Source organism: Paraburkholderia rhizosphaerae (assembly GCF_004366595.1).
Classification (GTDB): Bacteria; Pseudomonadota; Gammaproteobacteria; order Burkholderiales; family Burkholderiaceae; genus Paraburkholderia; species Paraburkholderia rhizosphaerae.
Genome location: NZ_SORE01000004.1, coordinates 359,246 through 375,015, shown reverse-complemented (window position 1 = coordinate 375,015; position 15,770 = coordinate 359,246). Strand labels below are relative to the sequence as shown.

The 15,770-nt window shown below is 60.5% G+C and carries 17 protein-coding genes, 1 tRNA gene and 3 pseudogenes; 10 read left to right on the top strand and 11 right to left on the bottom strand.

Annotation, left to right across the window (positions count from 1 at the left end; all coding sequences use genetic code 11):
* Nucleotides 1–95: 95 nt before the first annotated feature.
* The 3 genes and pseudogenes from BX592_RS07615 to BX592_RS35130 all read right to left on the bottom strand — a co-directional run.
* Nucleotides 96–377 (bottom strand): annotated as a pseudogene (locus BX592_RS07615) (Hcp family type VI secretion system effector); the annotation flags it as partial.
* A gap of 14 nt (nt 378–391) precedes the next feature.
* On the bottom strand, nt 392–883 hold the full coding sequence (locus tag BX592_RS07610) for a lysozyme inhibitor LprI family protein (RefSeq protein ID WP_134191045.1): 492 nt from the start codon (nt 881–883) through the stop codon (nt 392–394).
* Nucleotides 870–1,399: pseudogene (locus BX592_RS35130) on the bottom strand (lysozyme). Before BX592_RS35130 ends, BX592_RS07610 begins: the two are co-directional and overlap by 14 nt.
* Between BX592_RS35130 and BX592_RS33740 the strand changes: the two are divergent.
* Nucleotides 1,392–1,685 carry a hypothetical protein gene (locus BX592_RS33740; RefSeq protein ID WP_166676308.1) on the top strand — a complete coding sequence of 98 codons (294 nt, stop codon included), beginning with the start codon at nt 1,392–1,394 and terminating at the stop codon, nt 1,683–1,685. The pseudogene BX592_RS35130 and the gene BX592_RS33740 overlap by 8 nt on opposite strands.
* Before the next feature lie 77 nt (nt 1,686–1,762).
* Here BX592_RS33740 and BX592_RS07600 read toward each other — a convergent pair.
* From BX592_RS07600 to BX592_RS07580, 4 genes and pseudogenes are all read right to left on the bottom strand, one after another.
* Nucleotides 1,763–1,975, bottom strand: a pseudogene (locus tag BX592_RS07600) (transposase); the annotation flags it as partial.
* Nucleotides 1,976–2,296: 321 nt separating this feature from the next.
* Nucleotides 2,297–2,920, bottom strand: coding sequence for a hypothetical protein (locus tag BX592_RS07595; RefSeq protein WP_134191043.1), 624 nt, complete (start codon nt 2,918–2,920; stop codon nt 2,297–2,299).
* A gap of 1,193 nt (nt 2,921–4,113) precedes the next feature.
* Nucleotides 4,114–4,383, bottom strand: a complete 270-nt coding sequence (locus BX592_RS07585; protein ID WP_134191042.1) for a hypothetical protein — start codon at nt 4,381–4,383, stop codon at nt 4,114–4,116.
* Between the two features lie 851 nt (nt 4,384–5,234).
* Nucleotides 5,235–5,311, bottom strand: a tRNA-Met gene (locus tag BX592_RS07580).
* A 246-nt stretch (nt 5,312–5,557) separates the two neighbouring features.
* On the opposite strand from BX592_RS07580, the gene BX592_RS07575 reads away from it, so the two are divergent.
* Nucleotides 5,558–6,055 (top strand): heme-degrading domain-containing protein, encoded by a 498-nt coding sequence (locus tag BX592_RS07575; protein WP_134191041.1) that lies wholly within the window; start codon nt 5,558–5,560, stop codon nt 6,053–6,055.
* Between the two features lie 4 nt (nt 6,056–6,059).
* The gene (locus BX592_RS07570) at nt 6,060–6,398 is read left to right on the top strand and encodes a DMT family transporter (protein WP_134191040.1); all 339 of its coding nucleotides are present in this window, start codon (nt 6,060–6,062) and stop codon (nt 6,396–6,398) included.
* 69 nt (nt 6,399–6,467) lie between these two features.
* Here the strand turns inward: BX592_RS07570 and BX592_RS07565 are convergent, their stop codons facing one another.
* Entirely contained in the window at nt 6,468–6,860 is a 393-nt protein-coding gene (locus tag BX592_RS07565) for a hypothetical protein (protein WP_134191039.1), read from the bottom strand.
* Nucleotides 6,861–6,971: 111 nt separating this feature from the next.
* Nucleotides 6,972–7,169, bottom strand: coding sequence for a hypothetical protein (locus BX592_RS07560; protein ID WP_134191038.1), 198 nt, complete (start codon nt 7,167–7,169; stop codon nt 6,972–6,974).
* 462 nt (nt 7,170–7,631) lie between these two features.
* Here BX592_RS07560 and BX592_RS07555 point away from each other — a divergent pair, with 462 nt between their 5' ends.
* Together BX592_RS07555 and BX592_RS07550 are read left to right on the top strand one after the other, a co-directional pair.
* Nucleotides 7,632–7,913, top strand: coding sequence for a hypothetical protein (locus tag BX592_RS07555; protein ID WP_134191037.1), 282 nt, complete (start codon nt 7,632–7,634; stop codon nt 7,911–7,913).
* 146 nt (nt 7,914–8,059) lie between these two features.
* Complete coding sequence (locus BX592_RS07550) at nt 8,060–8,347, top strand: DUF1488 family protein (RefSeq protein ID WP_134191036.1); 288 nt, start codon at nt 8,060–8,062, stop codon at nt 8,345–8,347.
* Nucleotides 8,348–8,435: 88 nt separating this feature from the next.
* Here the strand turns inward: BX592_RS07550 and BX592_RS07545 are convergent, their stop codons facing one another.
* Nucleotides 8,436–9,428 (bottom strand): NAD-dependent epimerase/dehydratase family protein, encoded by a 993-nt coding sequence (locus BX592_RS07545; protein ID WP_134191035.1) that lies wholly within the window; start codon nt 9,426–9,428, stop codon nt 8,436–8,438.
* Between the two features lie 161 nt (nt 9,429–9,589).
* On the opposite strand from BX592_RS07545, the gene BX592_RS07540 reads away from it, so the two are divergent.
* A complete protein-coding gene (locus BX592_RS07540) occupies nt 9,590–10,321 on the top strand; it encodes a TetR/AcrR family transcriptional regulator (protein WP_134191034.1) in 732 nt (243 codons plus the stop codon).
* 135 nt (nt 10,322–10,456) lie between these two features.
* Nucleotides 10,457–11,587, top strand: coding sequence for an enoyl-CoA hydratase/isomerase family protein (locus BX592_RS07535; RefSeq protein WP_134191033.1), 1,131 nt, complete (start codon nt 10,457–10,459; stop codon nt 11,585–11,587).
* 108 nt (nt 11,588–11,695) lie between these two features.
* On the opposite strand, the gene BX592_RS07530 is transcribed toward BX592_RS07535, so the two are convergent.
* Nucleotides 11,696–12,121: a hypothetical protein gene (locus BX592_RS07530; protein WP_134191032.1), complete on the bottom strand. Its 426-nt coding sequence runs from the start codon at nt 12,119–12,121 to the stop codon at nt 11,696–11,698.
* 542 nt (nt 12,122–12,663) lie between these two features.
* On the opposite strand from BX592_RS07530, the gene ssuD reads away from it, so the two are divergent.
* The 3 genes from ssuD to BX592_RS07515 are packed head-to-tail and all read left to right on the top strand — an operon-like array spanning nt 12,664 to nt 15,715.
* Entirely contained in the window at nt 12,664–13,821 is a 1,158-nt protein-coding gene (gene ssuD / locus BX592_RS07525) for an FMNH2-dependent alkanesulfonate monooxygenase (protein WP_134191031.1), read from the top strand.
* Between the two features lie 17 nt (nt 13,822–13,838).
* Nucleotides 13,839–14,651, top strand: a complete 813-nt coding sequence (ssuC, locus tag BX592_RS07520; RefSeq protein ID WP_134191030.1) for an aliphatic sulfonate ABC transporter permease SsuC — start codon at nt 13,839–13,841, stop codon at nt 14,649–14,651.
* Nucleotides 14,648–15,715: an ATP-binding cassette domain-containing protein gene (locus BX592_RS07515; RefSeq protein WP_134191029.1), complete on the top strand. Its 1,068-nt coding sequence runs from the start codon at nt 14,648–14,650 to the stop codon at nt 15,713–15,715. The genes ssuC and BX592_RS07515 overlap by 4 nt, the downstream gene beginning before the upstream one ends.
* Nucleotides 15,716–15,770: the final 55 nt, after the last annotated feature.

Below are 15,770 nucleotides of genomic sequence, written 5' to 3'. Positions count from 1 at the left end.
GAATCAGTTTGCTATTCTGTTTGGCGATCGATTCACGCAGGCGCGCGGCTAACGATTCCTTTAACCGCCTCACCCACAAAAATGCGGACAGGTTCTTCGAGCGGCATTCCGCCCGCCTTTCGCGTGGTCAGGATCGCTTCTGGGATACGTCGTCCGGTCAGGCAATAGCGCATCAGGTTCGGACTCGCACGGTCGATTGAATGCACGAAAGACAAATCGCTTACCGTTGCCTTAGCTGAACCGCCGCCTGATCCCGACAGCATCGAAGATTGCTGTGCGATCTTCCAACGCCAGCTATCAAGCTCGATCTCTCCTCGGTGCGTCGCATCTTGTGACTCACCGTCTAGTCCTACTATCTTCAGAAAAATATCAGCCATAGAGAAGTTCGCCTTTATTGATTCTTCAAGAGACGGTTAAGTTCGTTCGTGCGAGCCTGTGTAATAGACGTCATGCAATCCCAGAAATTTATATAGCGTGCTGTTGCCGGACCAGCGGCATAGGCAAAGGCATAACAGGTGTCATCCCTGTATTTTTCCCACGCGGATTCGGCATTCTTGAGGTAAGGGAGTGCCTGTGGCTCATAGTCACCCTTAGCGTCTATATCCGCAGTGGCAAATACAGCAGTGGTTGTGGCGAGTTGTTGAGCCAAATCCTTGTCTGCTTTCTCGAAACCCCTGTGTGCGCATTGCTCCATATCGCTTGTTGACGCATGCTCGCCAGTGGCGCATAAGTGAGCGACGTCCTTAGCTTTGTGTCCCGCAAAGTAACTAGCGGACGGCTGGAACTTCCTGTAATCGAACTCGCCGGAATAGATCGACTTTCCAGACGTCGAGCACGAGGCGCCGACGAGCAGTGAAAAGGTGAGTAACTTAATGCCTTGCATCGTAGACTCCTGAAGCGAAAAGCCTCGCCTCCTGAAATCGTCGGCGGCTCAAATCTTTCCTGCGTCCGATGCGGTATGGAAGTATAAAGTCGAACACTGCTGCATAGTCGCCTCCATTGAGCTTGGCAATCAGATCATTTGAGCCGGTGTAGGGGCCGCAGTTGATCGCGATGCTCACGCGCGCATCGTATTCGAACTGATACAGAGGGACCATTACATCGCGGTTGAAGCGTTTTCAATATCTGCAAGGCTCTTTTTGAGGAACCCTTGCGCGCGCTCCATGCTGATCGTATCGCCCACGTTTAGCTTGTCGGAATCGTTTACAAGATGACCAAGGCCCACGGTCGGCAAGCCCTTGCTATCCTTGTAGACTTCGAGAACAAAGCCATTAGTTACCTGGTGCCCTAAGTAGTTCTTGCCATTAAGAACTCCCGATTCCAGCACCGCGATAAACTCCAGCCCGGTCGTGGATACGATCCACGGTTTGCAGTGACGCGAAGAATATGCGGTGAACATCGAACTGGAATCAGTGCTGGTTGTACAGGCGCAGAGCGCTTTTGTCATGTCTCCCTCATCGGCTGTATCGGCTGGTTATTGGTTGATACGTGGTTTCCATTGCCCTAGCAGGCTGTTGAAGTACGGCGTCGCTGACGCGCGGCACACGTTTTCAACGAGCCGCGGCGCCGGCGCAGTTGATATCGATTTGATGCCGGACGACCTTAATTCAGGTGGAATTGATGTCATCTCCTCGCTGGTTTTCATCTTTATGCCGCTTTCGCCGCGAGCGTTCGCATGCGGGTGAGGTTATAGGCGGCCTGAGTCAGCAGGAACAACTGCTCGGCCCGCTCGCAACCGCGATACACGGCCTGCCTTATCCGGCAACAGCAAGGCGCGAATCAGCTTCTCCGGAGCGATGCTCGGGCGCTCGCCCCTGGCGTCGCTCTCGTACATGCGCGCGAACAAAGGATCCATGCGTTTGAGCGCGTCGTTCAGCCAAAGACGGATGGGGCGCAGCGGATGACTGGCCGGCACGAAGTCATCCAGTTTGCTCATCGTGAACATCGTCTCGGTGTAGCCGTCCGCTCCACGCATCGCTTCGTTCTCAAGGTTTGTTTCAACGTTTACCACTCCCGCCCGGATGACGAGTGCGGGAGCTTTTTCAACAGCCTGCTAGGGCATATTTCCGACGACATGCAACCTCAGTAACAAATGCATAGAGCATTGCAAACATGCCGCGCAAACCGTTGATGTGCAGCCGCGCGACTAAGGTTGTTCCGGGATCTATTCCCATCGGCGCGCGGCTGGGCTACTCAGAACGCGCGCGAAAGATTTCAGCGCGCGCGACTGATACATCGGAGAGGCCGACCGGATATCGAGTTTCTCAAAGCAACGGGCCGACTGGCCCCAAGCACATCAATGTTCGGACCTTACCGGACTGGACTGGGCTGTTGCCTTTGGGGTGGGACATTCCGATGCTCGCGCGAGGGACACTGGTTCGTCCATACCTTTACCATTGATGCGTCTAACTGATATCCAGCATTGTCGACGAGCCAGTTCCACAACCATAAATGCGTCATAGTCTTCACCCGGTTTGGGCGTGAATGTGATTGCGCTCGGGCTGCAACTCCACCAGCCATACCGTCCTCCTTCGCCGCCGCTATCCGACATTTTTAGGGTAATAGGTTTGTTACCTTCGACCACATGCTCCGTGATCAGGTCCTTGAACTTCAGGCCGTCAGGGCGCATCCATTCGCGGGGACTTTGTGGCATGCCTATCGTGATGCTGGTCGACGAGTATTTATAGCGAGCAAAGAATCCGCTGTCATTGATGCGTACATGATTACTGTTGTCACCATACGGGGATGTATAACAGGAAGCGTTTTTCCAGTAACTCGCTGTCTGATTGTCGTTTCCGCTTTTTATTCGGACTCGCGCCGAAACCGCAGTGTCGTACTCCGGCATCGTTTCGGTAACGTAATGGGTCGGCTGAGGCAGAAGCGTGCATGCAGTCAGCGTTAAGACCGCGCTGGAAATCATGAGGATTCGTTTTAGACTCACTATTCATCCTTTTATTGTGCCGTCGCGAGCGATACACAGGGTTGAATGAACTGCGCTTTATCCTACCCATGCGCTACAAACCATGTAGCCCGAAAGCCTTTGAAATACATGAATCGCCTAACTTGTGATCTGGCTAAGGATCGGGACGGTACAGTCGCTGGCACCGACGGGCGCTCGGAGTCTGGGCTACTTCTTGGTTACCGAGTGACACTCCCCCATCCCGATACGCCGGTTCATCCAGCGGGGTTTAGCCCGGGAATGATAAACAAACTACATTGAAAGCGCCGCCCTCGCGCTGTCGTTGCATCATAAGAAGCCTTGGTTCCTCCTAGCTTGTTCACCTTTTCATAGCGTACATTCCCAATGTCGATCTCATCGGATGAGGCTAGCCCCAGGGTCTTTGCCGTCGCGGTCTGCATGGTAATCATGTTCATTTGGGTCGTGCCACAAGCTGACAGACCGCGGCCGTCAGTGATGCGCAAAGTAAATGCGACTTGATTTTGCTTCTCATCGATATGTACTCCTTCTGTTGGTTGTTTAGTGTTAGGTCAACCTTGGCTCGCTAGCATTCAATGGAAACCCGGATATCTGAGAGCGTTAGGCAGAGCGAGAAAATACCAGTTGTGGCGCTGAGCTCTATATTTCATGTGATGGCAGCTTGGCTGAACGAAGCTATGCGCTGCCTGCTCGCGCGCCAAACCTGAACCGCTAGTGTTTTGACGGCACCGGGAGTATATGAGTACCACCCGGATTTGTGTCAGCCTGCGCGAGTGGAAAAACGGAAGAATTATGTTTTCGGAAAATCCAGTTCTATAACGTGGACTCCGCCTACTGAATTTTCCGATGCGGGCGCGGCTAATTGGCCGCAGCTAGCCGCCTTGAGGCGCGTCTGCGCAGGTGGGGCATGCCCTAGCTGGTAGCTGCTGTGGATGCGCCAGGAGGAGGCCGCAGTCCTTTCAGAGACAACACAGTACAAGGCAAATATATATGTCGGGCGTTGGCATTCCACCAAATGACAAAAACCCGCTGAAGCGGGTTGTCATTCGCACGCAGTCTTTCGAGTGTGAAGAGTTGACTTTAGAGCTTCGCTGGTCGGGTGCGCCCGCGTCCGCGCAGATAAGGTTCAAGGTCTATGCTTAATCGCGCATCAGGCAGGTTGCGCGCTTCTGTGGCTACAGCGGTAACCAGATCGCGATACGCTTGCTGCGAGCGCTCGTATCCCTTACTGTCTCCAACGGTAAAGACAGAACCGTATGTTCGGCGCGGCGCTCGTCGTCGATGACCGCAGGTTTCCGCAAGACCGTCGCGACCAGTACGGAAATCGCGTGTAGCTGTTCGATCGAGCGGTTGCAGTGATTCAACGTTGACATTGCAAGCCGTGCATAGCGATCATTTACACGCGGCTGCCTGTTGGTTTTCTTCAGTGATTGCACTCTTTTCATTGCTGGTCTCACGCTCGCTCAATGACGGACGGTTGTCTGCGCATCGAACTGTTCGACGCTCACGGTTTCACGTCTGATGCAGTTTTCGAGCATGGCGACTTCGCCGTCAACTTCCATTTCTGCGTGAGCGATAGCGTCGTTAAGCGCAATGACCAGGAACGGACGATCAAAGTTGCTCGCATCGTTGTTGCATGCGGACCGGCGCTTTACCAGAACCGGCAGACCCGAGGTCTCCCTGCCAAGGCCCGCCCATAGGGAACAGACGTGCAGAGGCAGCCGCCTACCTGCTTGCGCAGGCGGGCGGGGTAAAGCGTTTCAGGCTTCCACACCTGAACCGTCTTTGTTTCGACGGCAAATGAAGTATACGAGCGCGGCGCTAGGGAGTGTTCTCCCGTGCGAGCTAAATCCGACGGGCATCATAATTTCAGAAAATCCCGTCACACTATGCTGAACTAGCCTACAGACAATTTTGGGGGCGGCCCGGTGAATCTGGGGCAGAGACCGCCGCGATGGGACGGTTCCTAGGGCAGCGATACACGACTTGTTCAGTTATCAGTGGGCGCAAGAAAACGGCGCCGCGCAGGCGAGCAATCCGCCGTCACTCGCTGGGCGCGTTCGATAAAATTGCAGGGTCGAGACGTATCCCAAAAACCATCAGGACACCGGATGGATCGCGCACGCAGGGGAAGCGCGCGCACAAAATCGACGGACAACAAAAAACCCGCACGGGGCGGGTTCACTGGTGGCGAAAGTTCGCCCAACATGCGCGGGCATTGTCCTGAGAACGTCCTAGCGGAAGATCAGGACAATTGCCACGGACATCAAATACCGGCTAAAAGCCTTACTGCGCTTGGTTGCGGGGGTAGGATTTGAACCTACGACCTTCGGGTTATGAGCCCGACGAGCTGCCAGACTGCTCCACCCCGCGTCCGTCGAAGAAAAGATTATAGGGCAATCGCTCCCAGCGTGCAATACCTTTGTTCGCATCGACGGACGTGACACCGAATGTGCATGCGCGTGCTGGCCGACGGACGCTGCAGCGGACGCGACTGCCGGCTGCGCTAGAATCGCGATTCGATCCGCGCTGCGCGGTGCCTGCCATACGTATCTTCTTACGCAGGACACGCGGGCACGCGGCCACAGCGGTCCCTTTCTCTTTGCCATTCAATTCCACATGGACATCGTTCACGATCTGCAGACGATCGCCGCTCAGGAAAAGGCGCTCGTGTTTGCGCACTTCGATCCCGATCGCGCATGGCAACTCGGCGCGTACCTGCGAGAAATCGCGAAAGCGCGTGGGCTGGCGCTCGCCATCGACATTCGCACGTTCGGCCAGCCGCTGTTTTTCAGCGCGCTCGATGGTGCGACACCCGACAACGTCGAATGGGCGCGCCGCAAAAGCAATGTGGTCGCGCAATTCCGGCGCAGTTCGTACGCGGTCGGCCTGCGGCTGCAGCAAACATGCGCGACGCTTGCAGATAAGCATGGCCTCGCAGTCGCGGACTACGCATCGCATGGTGGATCATTCCCATTGACGGTAGCGGGCGTGGGCGTGATCGGCTCGATCACGGTGTCCGGGTTGCCGCAACGCGCGGATCATGAATTGGTCGTCGAAGCCCTGTGCGCGCAACTCGATCAGGACTACGGCAAGCTTGCGCTAGCCAAGGCCTGAAGCGATGCGGTTGCCTCCCTACGGGTTGCTCGCTATTGCGATCGTCGCCGAAGTGATCGCGACTTCAGCGCTGCGCGCATCGGATGGCTTCACGCGATGGCTGCCGGCCGTCGTGGTGGTGTTCGGCTATGGCATATCGTTTTACATGCTGTCGCTGACGCTGAAGAGCATTCCTGTGGGCATCGTCTATGCGATCTGGTCAGGTGTCGGCATTGTGCTGATTACGCTAGTCGCGCTCGTGATGTACAAGCAGGTGCCCGATTGGCCCGCCGTCGCCGGGCTTGGGTTGATCATCGCGGGCGTGGTCGTGCTCAACGTGTTTTCGAAAATGCAGACGCACTAACGCGCGGTGCTACCCGGTATCGGCTGACTTCAAGCGGCGGCGTTGCCGCGTCCACCACGCGGCGACCTTTTACTTGCAGCGAATGATCATCGAGCGGTTCTTTACATTCGCCGATACGACATTGGTGATGCCGCCTCCTGCGGTGCCGCCTTCATCGTTGTCCTTCGATACGATGTCGTAACCGGTCGGGCCGCACGCCTTGCCCGCTTGCACATAACACGAGGCCCAACTCGATCCCGCATCCGCGCCGCTGCAATTGACCGCGAAGCCCGTCTCGCCGTTTGGCAGATTGATCAGCGATGTCGTGTTCGACGACGCGCAAGCGGCGAGGCTCGCGGCGACCAACGCGAAACAGGACAGTAGCGCGGCGCGCAAGTGCGCGCTACGGACCAGCGCTCGATCGGCTTGCCGCCGCGCAAAAAGAGTTCGTGACGGGCGTAAGCGCGTCGTGGGGTGCTTCATGACATTTCCTTAGTGTTGAATACGAGCGCAGCGGCGATCGTGTGTGCCACTGCCTTCCGCGCCGGGCGCGTACCGCTTGCGCAGCGCACACGGCGCAAGCCGCATCGTGTTTCAGCCGATGCCGGGTTCGATGCGAATACCGGCGTCGCCTACCGCGCGTCGGCTCTCAAAACCTTCTTCGCTTGACGCATCTTCCCAGATGCTGATTGCTCTGGGCACGTCGATGCCGTGCTTCTCTGCATAGGAGAACCATGCGCATGCGGCATCGGGTTCGGCGACTTCAGTGTCCCGAAGGAAATATTTTCCCATATTGCGGCGTCGACAGTCTCGGTGGGTTCAAAGGCAGATAACCACGCGTGACGATCACACGCGGCGCGTATTGCAGCGTCTCGCACGTTTCATGCGCTTGCGCGGCCCATCGGGTATGCGAGGTGCGGGGCGCACGGCGCGCGACCGAGTGCAGCCCCGGGGTACCGCACCCGTCGCTGCCGATTGGTCCGCGAGTTCGACAAATACGGGCGGCCGGGCAGTGCATCGCGCGCCGCATCGACCTGGCCGTGCCGCTGCGGCTGCGTAGAACTAAATTACCTTCCAGGCGCCTTATAACAATGACCAACGCGTGCGGACCGGCGGGCATCGGCCGACCTCGGCCGGCACCGGCGCACCTCGACAGACCGCGGCCGGCGTTGCAAGGGCGAGGCCGCACGATTTTTGCACAATCGCCGGCGCTTTGCCGCCGCGCGGCACAACGACAGAAAAACGGAGGTTGAAATGGCAGAACGCGTCAGCGGACCCTATCGCGGTTATTACATCAGCGCGGCCGCGCGGCTCGTCAACGCGCACGAAACAGTGCCGCAACAAGGACCGATGAGCGCGATCTACGTCGGCTCGGTCAGCCTTTCACAGCGCGGACCCGACGACCCGCATCGCATCGAAACACTGCTCGATCTTGGCGACGAACAGCGCTTCGCGACCGAAGAGGCCGCGCTCGGACATGTCGAAGCGTCGGCGCGCGCGTATATCGACCGCCTGCTGCAAGCGTCGTCGACGTGAGTTCGACTCGGCGTATGCCCGCATGGCGAGGCGCGGGGCGATATCGCACCGTCCGTGCAGCGGACGAGTACCATAGCGCCGATGGGCTCGATCCGGCCACTGCGCGGCCGCGAGAGCATTGGCACGATCATTCGGATGAGGCGAACATGGACATTCGCTTTCCCGCGGACGCGCCCGCGTACCGCGATTCAAATCTGACCGTCGTTTTTCGTGCGCTGGTCGATGGCGAGCCGGTGCCGTGCGCGATATCGGTCGAAGCACTGGAAGATCATTTCGGCGCACCGTCGGAGGACCGAGACGGCTGGATGCGCGCGTTCGACGAAGGGCGGCCGCGTATCGAGGCGGTTGCACGCGAGCATTTGCAGATCAGCAACGGCACGCCCGTGCTGCTAAAGAGTGGGCATTTCCCACCTGGAAGCATTGTCGGTTCCTGAAAGCAGGTTCGTTGCCCGCTGTAATCACCGAACGATACCGGCATTGCCGGGCAGGCGGCCCGGCGCGGTCAATGCAGGGCGGCGCGTGCTAGACGCTCGCTGGCGTCCGCAGCTTCAACCCCTGTGTAGCTGCCACGAATGAAAGCCGAATACCTTCGTCGTACGACGTCTTGCTGATGGGACCGATAAGCGCCTGCAGCGCCGAGTCGTTGAGCACGACGGGATCGGTCAGCAGGTAGTGCATCTCGACCAGTTCCCGCATGATCGGATTGAACATTCCAAGCGCACGCAGCATGGTCTTGCCCGCAACCATCAGCTTCGGTTCGCGGCCCGCCAGTGCATACGCGCGCGCCGCCACTTCACGCGGCGTGATCGTGCCCGCGCCGGCGAGATGAAGGACGCGTCCATAAGCCGCCGTCGTACGCATAAGCGCAGTGACAACCGGACCGAGGTCGGGCATGAAGAGAAACTCGTGTGGCGCGTCGATCGGGCCAATCATCTGAGCGCGTTCGCCGCGCGCCGCACCCTCGAAAACCTGGTGAAGAAAGCTGCGTTCGACGTTGGGCCCGTAAAAGTCAGGTAAGCGCAGCACAAGCGTATTGAGACCGTGACGCCCATGCGCGTTCAGCACGAGATCTTCCTGCTCGAGCCGCATGCGACCCTTGAACGTATGGGGTTCGCGCGGATGCGCTTCGGTGACGGGATTGTGCAGCGGCCTGCCATACGGATAGACGGTGCCGATCAGGATCAATCTTTCGACGCCGGCCGCATTGAGTCCCGCGATCGTATTACGCATCAACGGCGGATGCATCGCGAAGCGATCGTACGGTACGCCGACCAGATAGACCGCAGTTTGCAGACCGGTGGCCGCGGCCGCAACAGAGGCTGGGTCGTGCGGATTCCAGAGCGCGATTTCCGCGTGCGGGTCGTCGCCATACGCGTGTTCGAGTGCTTGCCGCGAGCGGCCAATCGCGCGATAGCGCAGGCCGGCTGCGCGGAGCGCCGCTGCAATGCTGCGGCCTGCCGCGCCGGCGGCCCCGAACAGGCCGATACCGGCCGGAATGTTGCGATTGTTTTCCATGGCGGATTCCCGATAGGTGCGTTGATATCAATCATGTAGGCGGCGACCCGGATTGCTTGTCACGCGTCATTCTGAACGATGATAAATAAACTGAACACTGTTCACTTAACGGCGTTCAGTTTAATTTGACTTTTCAGTTTGTCAACCGGAAAATGCGTGCCATGGGAATCGCCGAACGGAAGAATCGCGAGAAGCAGGCACTGCGCGAGCGCATCCTCGATGCGTCGCGGCGCATCGTTGTGCGCGAAGGTTTTGCCGCGCTGTCGATGCGCAAGATTGCGGATGCGATCGAATATTCGCCGGCCACGCTGTATCTGCATTTCGAGAATCGCGATGAAATCGCGCGTGCGTTGTGCACGGAAGGTTTTGCGCAACTGCTCGATACGTTGAAGCCGCACCTGTCGATAGCGGATCCCGCGGAACGTCTGAAGGCTTTGTGGCGAGCGTACGTGGCGTTCGGCGTCGCGCATCAGCAGACGTACCAGCTGATCTTTATGGAAGATCCAACCTATGTCGGCGCCGCATTCGCGAGCGCGCGCGATGCGGGAGACGATTCGGGCGACGCGGCATTCCGGCTGGTGGCCGATGCGCTCGACGAACTGAAGGCGCAAGGCCGTCTGCCCGAGACGGCTGATAGCGAAGTGTGGACCGAAGCGCTGTGGGCGACGATGCATGGCATCGTCGCGTTGCGGCTGACGTGCCCGGTCTTTCCGCGCGCGCCGCTCGACACCGTCGTCGATGCCGCGCTCGACGCGTGGCTCGGCGCACACACGGTGCGCGCGTCCGATCCGCCCGAGCCGCGCAAACCGTCGGGCAAGTCGTCGCGCGCACCGCATAAGCGCGCGGCAGGCGTGCCGGCATCCATCGCGAAGCCGAAGACACCGCATACTTGAGCCCACGCATCGCGATGCCGCATGGCGCGTGCGTGCACGGGCCCGCCGCGTTGAAAGCGGCCGGTCATATTGCATACTGCGAGCGCGTGTTACCGTTGCCGCTGCTGATCGTTATTTTTGTCTGCGTTATTCGCCATGCCAACCATTGAACCGCTCGCCGCCAGCGAAGAAGTCACGACCTATATCGCGAATCGTATTGGATTTATCGAACTCGATCGTCCGCAGGCGCTGAATGCGCTGTCGACCAGCATGATCCGTGCGATGCATGCCGCGCTCGATAGCTGGCGCAATGACCCCGACGTGCTCGCGGTGGTGCTGCGCAGCCCGCATCCGCGTGCGTTCTGCGCAGGCGGCGATATCCGCTTTCTGTATGATGCGCATCGGCGCGGCGACCGCGACGCGCTCGACACATTCTTTATCGAGGAATACCGGCTGGATCATGCGATCTTCTCGTATCCGAAGCCGTATATCGCGTTGATGAACGGCATCGTAATGGGCGGCGGCATGGGCATTTCGCAGGGCGCGTATCGTACCGGCGGGCTGCGCGTCGCGACGACGTCCACCCGGATGGCGATGCCGGAAACGCGCATCGGTCTCTTTCCCGATGTCGGCGTAGGCTGGTTTCTCGCGCGCACGCCAGGCGCAATCGGTCGCTATCTTGCGGTCACCGGCGAATCGCTGGGTCCGGCGGACGCCATGTATGCGGGCCTCGCCGATGTCTATATCGAAGACGAAGCGATCCCCGCGCTGATCGAGCGGCTGAAAACGGAGGTGTTCGAGCGGGGCGCGGATGTGGTCGACTGCGTGTCGCGCGAAGCGGCCGCGTATAAGGTTGTGCCGACGCCGGACACATCAGCGCTGGCCGATGCGCGCGCGTTGATCGACACGCACTTCGCGCTGCCGGACGTCGGACGGATTATCGCGTCGCTCGATGCCCAGGGCGATTGCGCGAATGCGGACTGGGCGGAGCAGATCGGCGGCGTGCTGCGCGAGCGCTCGCCGCTGGCGATGGCGGTGTCGCTCGAAGTGGTGACGCGCGCGGAAGGCACGATGGCGGACTGCTTGCGGCGCGATCTGGATCTGACGCGCTCGACGTTCGAGCGCGGCGACGTCAGCGAGGGCATTCGCGCGCGCATCATCGACAAGGACAATCGGCCCAACTGGCGTTTCGCGCGAATTGAAGACGTGCCGGCTGACTATGTCGCCAGGATGTTCGAGAGCCCGTGGTCGGTGGGCGAGCATCCGCTGCGCGATCTAAAAGGCTGAATTGCGCGGTGAGCGTGCACGCGAAAGTGCACGCATTGGCTCACGCGGCAAGCGGACCGGCAAGCGCCAACCCCCGAGCCAACCTCCGAGCCAACCCCCGCGAGTCGCTTACGCTTCGCCGTCGCGCGCCATGAACGCGCGCATGAACACCAGCGCACCCCAGCCCCACATCGCATTCGCGGCAAAGTCGACCGCCAGTCTTGGCAGCATGTTGCCGGTGGGCCAGATGCCGCGAATCGGATCGACGACGAACACCGTGCCCGCCGTCAATACGATGCCGCCGAACACAAACGCGGGCACCCAAGGCGCGCTCCGTTCCGGCGACACGCGCAGCAGCCACGCCATCAGCACGCCCCATACCGCGCTCCAGATCGCGTTTGCGATAAATTCCGGTATACCGAGCGGCGCGAATGGAGCGGTCGAAAAGCCGCTTACGTCGATCGTGCCGGCCGCGTGCAACAGCGCCAGCGTCGCATCATGGAAAAACAGCGACGCGAGAAATCCGGACACGAACGGCAGAATGAGTTTTTGCATCTATCGCACACGCGAGAGGCAAGGCCGGCGCGGCCATGCGGGATTGTCGGAAAACGTGCGTCATTATATCGACGGCGCTCGACAATTCGACGTGCATGGTGTCGCAACAACACCCGCTCACGTGGCATTTGCATTGCGCGATGTCGGTCAAATCACGAATGCCGAAAACCTAAGCTCAAAAAAATCGTTCTAATCCCGCAGCCCGCTCCATAGACTGTTTTCCGATGCAGATGGCGTTGCGCCATCTTCGATTTCGATGCTGCGCAGCCGATGCGCGCTTTTCTCGAGGGAAACAGTCGCGATGTCCTGTCCGATACTCAACCACGCAAGGATGGCCGGCGCGCACGCGTGCTTGCGGCTGCACTGTTAGCGCGACGCTTTCTCCCGCTTTCTTCCCTTAACACGCTTGACCCATGTTTGACCGATGCACCGCGCGGCGCGCGGTCCGGGCGTGCTCGCGTATTGCGCGGGCCGCGCACTGACGGACGTCCCGGCCGCGCACAACATTCAACCCCTTGATCTGGCACAGGCAGGAGCATCAGATGAACGTGTTCTGGTTCATTCCCACGCACGGCGATACCCGTTATCTCGGCACGTCGGACGGCGCACGCGCGGCGGACTACAGCTATTTCCAGCAAATCGCGAGCGCGGCGGACACGCTCGGCTACGAAGGCGTGCTGCTGCCGACCGGCCGCTCGTGCGAAGACGCGTGGGTCGTCGCATCGAGCCTGATCCCGGTGACGCGCAGGCTCAAGTTCCTCGTCGCGATTCGTCCCGGCATCGCATCGCCGGGTCTGTCGGCGCGCATGGCGGCGACCTTCGACCGGCTCTCCGGCGGGCGGCTGCTGATCAACGTCGTGACCGGTGGTGACACGGCCGAACTGGAAGGCGACGGCCTGTTCGTCGATCACGACACGCGCTATGAGATCACCGACGAGTTTCTGCGCATCTGGCGCGGTCTGCTGACAGGCGCGCATCGCAACGAGTCGCTCGACTTTGTCGGCAAGCATTTGAAGTCGAAGGGCGGCAAGCTGCTCTATCCGCCGGTGCAGGAACCGCATCCGCCGTTATGGTTCGGCGGCTCGTCGCCGGCCGCGTACGAAGTCGCCGGCGAGCATATCGATACGTATCTGACGTGGGGTGAACCGCCCGCCGCGGTCGAACGGAAGATCGCGGAAATTCGCCGGCGCGCGGCTCAGCATGGCCGGCAAATCCGCTTCGGGATTCGTTTGCATGTGATCGTGCGTGAAACCGAAGATGAAGCATGGGCCGCCGCCGACAAACTGATCAGCAAGCTCGACGACGAAACGATTGCACGCGCGCAGGCGTCGTTCGCGAAGATGGATTCGGAAGGGCAGCGCCGCATGGCCGCGCTACACGGCGGCAAGCGCGGCGGCCGCGAGGAGCTCGAGGTGTATCCGAACCTGTGGGCCGGCGTCGGCCTCGTGCGCGGCGGCGCGGGCACCGCGCTGGTCGGCAGTGCGCAGCAGGTCGCCGAGCGGATGAACGAGTATGCATCGCTCGGGATCGACACGTTCATTCTGTCCGGCTATCCGCATCTGGAAGAGTCGTATCGCTTCGCCGAACTGGTGTTTCCGCTGTTGCCGGGACGGCAACGTGCGAGCGTGAGCGGTCCGTTGTCGGGGCCGTTCGGCGAGATCGTCGGCAACCACTATGCGCCGCAGGCTGCGCAAAGCTGAGCGGGGAGGACACGTCGATGTCTATCGTTATGGCCAGTGAAGCACGCGGCTTCGCCGCATCGTATGGCCGGCGTATCGCGCCGTGGCTCGTGCCGCTCGCGATCCTGCTCGCCTGGGAGTTCGCAGCGAAATGCGGCGCGCTGTCGACGCGCGTGCTGCCCGAACCGCTGGCGGTCGTGAGAGCCGCGTGGTCGCTGATCCGCTCCGGCGACATGTGGGCCAACGTGAAAGTCAGTACATGGCGCGCGGTGTCGGGCTTTGCGTTCGGCGGCGGTGTGGGGTTCGCACTCGGGCTCGCAACCGGGCTCTTCAGGCCTGCCGAAGTCGCGCTCGACTCGACCGTGCAGATGATCCGCAATATCCCCGCGCTCGCGATGATTCCGCTTGTCATTCTGTGGTTCGGCATCGAGGAAGAGGCGAAGGTGTTTCTGGTCGCGCTCGGTGTGTTCTTTCCGATCTACGTGAACACGTTCCATGGCATCCGTTCGGTCGACGCGAATCTGATCGAGATGGCGCGCAGCTATGGCGTGAAGGGCTTCGCGCTCTATCGCAATGTGATTTTGCCCGGCGCGCTGCCCTCCATTCTGGTTGGTGTGCGTTTCGCGTTCGGGCTGATGTGGGTCACGCTGATCGTCGCGGAGACGATCTCATCGCAGTCGGGCATCGGCTATATGACGATGAACGCGCGCGAGTTTCTGCAAACCGATGTGGTGGTCGTCGGCATTCTGCTGTATGCGGCGCTCGGCAAGCTCGCGGACCTGCTCGCGAAGGGGATTGAAAGCGTCACGCTGCGCTGGCATCCCGCTTATCAACGAGGGACGAAGATATGAGTACGACAGGCTTTTCGACGTCGTTCAACGGCTTGGCGGGCGTGGATCTCGACGTCGAACTCGAAGAGGAGCGTACACGCGAAGCCGATCCGGGACACGCGCACGCGGCGGGTTCGGCGGCGCATGCACGTCCAGCAGCGGGTACGCCCGCAGGGACGCCCGGCTGCGATCGGCGGATCGCGTCGGCCTATCGCACGGCGCTGCGCGAACACAGCGAGCGGCGCAGCGAAGACGATTCGGTCGAGTTGCGCGGGGTGCGCAAACAGTACGGTACGCGCACGGTGCTCGCGGATCTCGATCTGTCGATCAAACGCGGCAGCTTTGTATCGATCGTCGGACGCAGCGGTTGCGGGAAGTCGACGTTGCTGCGTCTGGTCGCCGGCCTCGAGGCACCGACCGCCGGTACCGTCGACAAGCGACCCGCCGAAGGTGACGTATCGCACAGCGCATCGCAGCGCGCGCGCTTCGATACGCGCATCATGTTTCAGGACGCGCGGCTGTTGCCGTGGAAGACCGTGCTGCAAAACGTGATGCTGGGTCTGTCGCGTGGCGCGCGGGACGATGCGCGCGCGGTGCTGGCCGAAGTCGGGCTGATCGAGCGTGCGAACGACTGGCCCGCGCAACTGTCCGGCGGTCAGCGTCAACGTGTCGCGCTGGCTCGCGCGCTGGTTCATCGACCGCAATTGCTGCTGCTCGATGAACCGCTTGGCGCGCTCGATGCGCTGACGCGCATCGAAATGCACGCACTGATCGAGCGCTTGTGGCGCGAACATCGTTTCACCGCGCTGCTCGTCACGCACGACGTGCATGAGGCCGTCGCACTGGCCGATCGGGTTCTGCTGATCGACGAAGGGCGCATTGCGCTCGATTTGCCGGTGCCGCTTGCGCGGCCGCGCGAACGCGCGTCGGCGGCCTTTGCAAGCCTCGAAGACCGTGTGCTGCGGCAGGTGCTCAGACGCGAGGTCGACGATGGTGCGCTCGCCGCGCCCACGCGGGGCGCGGCGGAGGGCAAGTCGATTTCCACGCCGCCCGCGCGGCCGACGTCAATCCGCTGGGCTGTCTAGACGCTGGACCATCCATGTCCGATTCGATTGATCGATTTTCTTTTGGAGCTACTCG

Bases quoted from the DNA above. Each gene is read 5' to 3' on its own strand.
- BX592_RS07610 (WP_134191045.1), bottom strand. From the start codon at position 883: ATGCAAGGCATTAAGTTACTCACCTTTTCACTGCTCGTCGGCGCCTCG.
- BX592_RS07595 (WP_134191043.1), bottom strand. From the start codon at position 2,920: ATGATTTCCAGCGCGGTCTTAACGCTGACTGCATGCACGCTTCTGCCT.
- BX592_RS07585 (WP_134191042.1), bottom strand. From the start codon at position 4,383: ATGAAAAGAGTGCAATCACTGAAGAAAACCAACAGGCAGCCGCGTGTA.
- BX592_RS07575 (WP_134191041.1), top strand. From the start codon at position 5,558: ATGGACATCGTTCACGATCTGCAGACGATCGCCGCTCAGGAAAAGGCG.
- BX592_RS07570 (WP_134191040.1), top strand. From the start codon at position 6,060: ATGCGGTTGCCTCCCTACGGGTTGCTCGCTATTGCGATCGTCGCCGAA.
- BX592_RS07565 (WP_134191039.1), bottom strand. From the start codon at position 6,860: ATGAAGCACCCCACGACGCGCTTACGCCCGTCACGAACTCTTTTTGCG.
- BX592_RS07560 (WP_134191038.1), bottom strand. From the start codon at position 7,169: ATGGGAAAATATTTCCTTCGGGACACTGAAGTCGCCGAACCCGATGCC.
- BX592_RS07555 (WP_134191037.1), top strand. From the start codon at position 7,632: ATGGCAGAACGCGTCAGCGGACCCTATCGCGGTTATTACATCAGCGCG.
- BX592_RS07550 (WP_134191036.1), top strand. From the start codon at position 8,060: ATGGACATTCGCTTTCCCGCGGACGCGCCCGCGTACCGCGATTCAAAT.
- BX592_RS07545 (WP_134191035.1), bottom strand. From the start codon at position 9,428: ATGGAAAACAATCGCAACATTCCGGCCGGTATCGGCCTGTTCGGGGCC.
- BX592_RS07540 (WP_134191034.1), top strand. From the start codon at position 9,590: ATGGGAATCGCCGAACGGAAGAATCGCGAGAAGCAGGCACTGCGCGAG.
- BX592_RS07535 (WP_134191033.1), top strand. From the start codon at position 10,457: ATGCCAACCATTGAACCGCTCGCCGCCAGCGAAGAAGTCACGACCTAT.
- BX592_RS07530 (WP_134191032.1), bottom strand. From the start codon at position 12,121: ATGCAAAAACTCATTCTGCCGTTCGTGTCCGGATTTCTCGCGTCGCTG.
- ssuD (WP_134191031.1), top strand. From the start codon at position 12,664: ATGAACGTGTTCTGGTTCATTCCCACGCACGGCGATACCCGTTATCTC.
- ssuC (WP_134191030.1), top strand. From the start codon at position 13,839: ATGTCTATCGTTATGGCCAGTGAAGCACGCGGCTTCGCCGCATCGTAT.
- BX592_RS07515 (WP_134191029.1), top strand. From the start codon at position 14,648: ATGAGTACGACAGGCTTTTCGACGTCGTTCAACGGCTTGGCGGGCGTG.